This window comes from Nocardioides sp. (genome assembly GCF_047607185.1).
Taxonomy (GTDB): domain Bacteria; phylum Actinomycetota; class Actinomycetes; order Propionibacteriales; family Nocardioidaceae; genus Nocardioides.
The window spans coordinates 1-4313 of record NZ_JASGDQ010000050.1 but is presented as its reverse complement, the minus strand read 5'-3'; the positions used below and the strand labels follow the sequence as shown (position 1 = coordinate 4313).

Here is a 4313-nt window from a genome sequence, read left to right as displayed (position 1 = left end):
GGGTGTCCAGATCGGTGTCCACGAAAGCCTCCAGAGCTTGAGTTGGTTCGCAACACCGACTCTTGGACACCCTCGACCTATTTCACCCTCGCCACACCGGCCCCAGCCCTTGGAATAAGTCATCTAGGCCTTGGCCTGTCACTAGGATCGATCCATGGCCGAGGAAGAGCTCCACACCGAGTCCCACGACCCCGTCGTACCGGAGGCGTGGTCGCGCTTCATGCGCGAGGGCTGGGGCGATCGCGAGTTCAACCTGCCGCCGCACCCGATCACGCCGTGGGCGGCGGCGCGGCGCGCCCGGCTGGCCGAGGCCTTCCCGGGCGAGCGGCTGGTGATCCCGGCCGGCACGTTCAAGGTGCGCGCCAACGACACCGACTACCGGTTCCGGCCGCACACCGCGCACGCCTACTACACCGGCAACCAGACCTCCGACGCCGTGCTCGTCATCGAGCCCGACGGCACCGCGGTGCTCTACGCCCGGCCCCGCTCCTCGCGTGACACCGACGAGTTCTTCCGCGACCGCGCCTACGGCGAGCTGTGGGTCGGCCGACGTCCCTCGACCCGGGAGATCTCCGACTCCCTCGGCGTCGAGGTGCGCCACGTCGCCGATCTGGAGGCCGCGCTGGGCATCGGCGCCAAGACCCGGGTGCTGCGGGGCGTGTCGTCGTACGTCGACGGGCTGGTCGACCCCGACGAGACCCGCGACGCCGAGCTGGCCCGGATGACCGACGAGCAGCGGCTGATCAAGGACGAGTGGGAGATCGCGGAGCTGGCGCAGGCCTGCGACATCACCGCGCTCGGCTTCGAGGACTGTGTGCGGGAGTGGGACGACGTGCGCACCTACGGCGAGCGCTGGATCGAGGGCACCTTCTTCCGCCGCGCCCGGGCGATGGGCAACGACCTGGGCTACGACTCGATCGTCGGCTCCGGTCAGCACGCCACCACGCTGCACTGGACGGACAACAGCGGCCCGGTCAAGCCCGACGACCTCATCCTGCTCGACATGGGCGTGGAGGGTCGCAACCTCTACACCGCCGACGTCACCCGCACGCTGCCGGTCTCGGGCCGCTACTCCCCACTGCAGCGCTCGCTCTACGAGCTGGTGCTGGCCGCACAGGAGGCCGGGATCGCGGCAGTCGAGCCGGGTGCCGACTTCCGCGCCCCGCACCGGGCGGCGATGACGGTGCTGGCCCACGGTCTCGACGACCTCGGCCTGCTGCCGGTGCCGGTCGAGGAGGCGCTCGACGAGTCCAACAAGACCTACTCCCGCTGGACGCTGCACGGCACCTCCCACATGCTCGGCCTGGACGTGCACGACTGCGCCACCGCGTCGAAGGAGACCTACGCCGAAGGCACCCTGCGCGAGGGCATGGTGCTCACCGTCGAGCCGGGCCTCTACTTCCAGATCGACGACCTGCTGGTGCCCGAGGAGCTGCGCGGCATCGGCATCCGCATCGAGGACGACATCGTGGTCACCGCCGATGGCCCGCGCAACCTCTCCGCGAGCCTGCCTCGCACCCCCGACGACGTCGAGGCGTGGATGGGCCGGCTACTGCCGTAGGTAGCCGTCGAGCACCGGGCCGAGCCGGGTCGCGATCGCCTCGGCGTCGGCGTCGGCAAGGCCGGGCACCCGGGCGATGTGGCGCCCGATCCCGACGCCCATGAGATGCGCCAGCGCCAGCCGGCCGCCGAGCCCGCTCTCCGGGGGAAGCGCCGGCAGCACCCGGCCGATCATCGCCTCCCGGAGGATCTCGATGCCGTCCTCGGAGGAGAGGGCGGCCCGGAACAGCGCCCGCATCGCGGCACCCGACTCCTCCTCGGCCCAGACGTCGAGGTAGACCCGGGCGATCTCGGTTCCCCCCGCACCCTCCCGCAGCGCGTCGACGACGGGCTGCAGCGCCGGCGCGACGGTCTCGATCACCGCCCGGAACAGGCCCTCCTTGGTGGCGAAGAAGTGGAGCACCGTGGACGGGTCGACGCCGACCCGGACCGCGATCGTCCGGACGCTGGTGCCGTCGTACCCGGTGCGGGAGAAGGCGTCTCTGGCCGCGTCGAGGATGTCGGCGCGGCTGCTGTCGCGTCCTCGTGGACGCCCCGCGCGCCGGGCCGCGGGCTGCTCCGATGTCACTCCGCCAGCCTTCCATGGCTATAATCCAACAGTTGTTGGATTCATACTCTCAGGGAGACGCCATGACCGCCAGGACCGCTCGGCAGCTCGCCGTCATCGTCGTCGGCATCACCGCCATGCTCGCGGTGATGCTGCTCGCCTTTGTCACTCCGTCGGTCAACTCCGGCGCCCATGACCTGCCGCTGGCCGTCAGTGGCCCGGAGGCGGCCGTCTCACAGCTCCGCGCCGGCCTGGACGAGGCTCGACCCGGCGCCTTCGACGTGACCGTCTACGACTCCGCCGACCAGGCCCGGGAGGCGATCTTGGACCGCGAGGCGATCGGTGGCCTCACCGTCGGCGACGACGGCCTGACCGTGCTCACCGCCAGCGCCGCCGGGACGCCGTACCCCTCCCTGCTGCAGGGCGTCGGCGCCGCCCTGGCCGCGAGTGGCCAGCAGGTGGGGTACGACGAGGTCGCGCCGCTCAGCGCGGACGACCCGACCGGCGCCGGACTCGGCGCGCTCGGCCTGCCGATGGTCTTCGGCGGCATGGCCACCGCGGTGCTGCTCTCCACCCGCTTCAAGGGCTCGCCGGCGCCGCGGGTGGTCGGCGCGGTCTCGATCGCCGTGCTCGGCGGCTTCCTGGTGACGGCGATCCTCCAGTTCGGGTTCGGCACCCTCGACGGCAACTACGGGCTCACCGCGCTGAGCCTGGTGCTCGGCATCGCGGCGATGGCGCTGTTCGTGCTCGGCATGGAGTCGATCCTGGGGTTCGCCGGCCTGGGCGTCGCCGGCCTCACCATGCTGCTCGTGGCCAATCCGCTGTCGGGGCTGGCCACCGGGCCGCAATGGCTGCCGCACCCCTGGGGCGCGGTGGGCCAGCTGCTCCCGGTCGGTGCGGCCGGCACGGCGATCCGCTCGATGGCGTTCTTCGACGGCGGCGGCGCGACACCTGCCCTGCTGGTGCTCGGCGCCTGGATCGTGGTCGGGCTCGTGCTCTGCTTCGTCCCGAAGCCGTGGAGGGCCCTCCCCGGATCCTGACCGGCGGGTGTCGCGGCGCCGTTCCTGGGTAGAACATGGGCCACGCCCGTCCCGAGGAGGCCCGACTTGGCGAGGTACGCCGACCCGCAGCGCTGCCCTGACTGCGGCGCGCCCATCCCCGGGCCGAGCGTGTGTCCCTCGTGCGGGCTCAACCTGGCCGGCCCGGTCGCCGGTGAGCTGTTCGTGACGCTGCAGCGCGCCGACGCGCTGCTCGGGCAGCTGCGAGCCGCGTCGGCTCCCGCGCCCTCCCCGGCTCCCGCCCCCGCCCCGGCGCCCAGCTCGCCGATGCCACCACCGGCGCCCTCCCCACCACCGGGGCCAGCCATTTCCCCGTCGGCCGCCCCGCCCTCAGCCGTCCCACCGGAGCCGTGGCGGCCCGAGCCCTACCCGGCGCCACAGCCGGGCCCGGCGACCCCGGCAAAGCCCCGGCGGGTGTGGACGGTGCCGATGGTGCTGCTCACCCTGGGCGGCGTCCTGCTCGTCGTCGGCGCGGTCCTCTTCCTCGCCCTGGCCTGGAGCCGGATCGGCGTGGGCGGCCGGACCGCCCTGCTCGGCCTGGTCACCGTCGTCGCCGGCTGGTCCGCCCAGCTGACGACCAGACGCGGACTGCGTGGCGCGGCGGAGACGCTGGCCGGGCTGACCGTGGTGCTCGCCGGCCTGGTCTGCGTCGGCGCCCGCTATGCCGGGTGGTTCGGCGACACCGGCGTCGCGGCGGTGCTGGTCGGCGCCGGCCTGACGGTCGGCCTGCTGGCCCTCGCCGGCGACTGGCTGCTGGAGCGGGCGACCTCGGTGCGGCTGTGGTCACCGCAGCTCACCGGCGGGGCGGCGCTCGACATCGCCGCGGTCGCCGCCCTGGTCCACTTCCCTGGGCCGGCCGTGACGGCGGCGGCCATGACACTGGCCGGGATCGCGGTGGCCTATCTCGGCCGGCTCACCGGGCAGAGCGCGACCCGCTGGAACGCCTACACGGTGACGGCGATCGCCTGGCTGGTCCTGGCCGGTGTCGGCCTCGGCCGCACCCTGAGCGAGCTGCCCACGCACGCCTGGAGCGACCTCGCACCGCTGCTCGCTGCCGGCGCGCTGGCGGCGGTGCTGGTGCCGCCGACGCGGCTCGTCGCCGCGCTCCCCGGCGGCGTCCGGGTCGCCGCCGGGGTGGTCGCCGCCTG

At 73.5% G+C, this 4313-nt stretch carries 4 protein-coding genes; 3 read left to right on the top strand and 1 reads right to left on the bottom strand.

The genetic code is table 11. The features are described from left to right. The first annotated feature begins 154 nt into the window (after positions 1–154). Positions 155–1561, top strand: coding sequence for an aminopeptidase P family protein (locus QM595_RS04865; RefSeq protein WP_415170401.1), 1407 nt, complete (start codon positions 155–157; stop codon positions 1559–1561). Here QM595_RS04865 and QM595_RS04860 read toward each other — a convergent pair. Continuing rightward, entirely contained in the window at positions 1550–2128 is a 579-nt protein-coding gene (locus QM595_RS04860) for a TetR/AcrR family transcriptional regulator (RefSeq protein ID WP_415170400.1), read from the bottom strand. The two genes, QM595_RS04865 and QM595_RS04860, sit on opposite strands and share 12 nt — an antisense overlap. A gap of 62 nt (positions 2129–2190) precedes the next feature. Between QM595_RS04860 and QM595_RS04855 the strand changes: the two genes are divergently transcribed. Further along, the gene (locus tag QM595_RS04855; RefSeq protein WP_415170399.1) at positions 2191–3147 is read left to right on the top strand and encodes a hypothetical protein; all 957 of its coding nucleotides are present in this window, start codon (positions 2191–2193) and stop codon (positions 3145–3147) included. Between the two features lie 66 nt (positions 3148–3213). After that, positions 3214–4313, top strand: a 1100-nt coding sequence (locus QM595_RS04850) for a zinc ribbon domain-containing protein (protein WP_415170398.1), incomplete at its 3' end; no start/stop codon positions are given.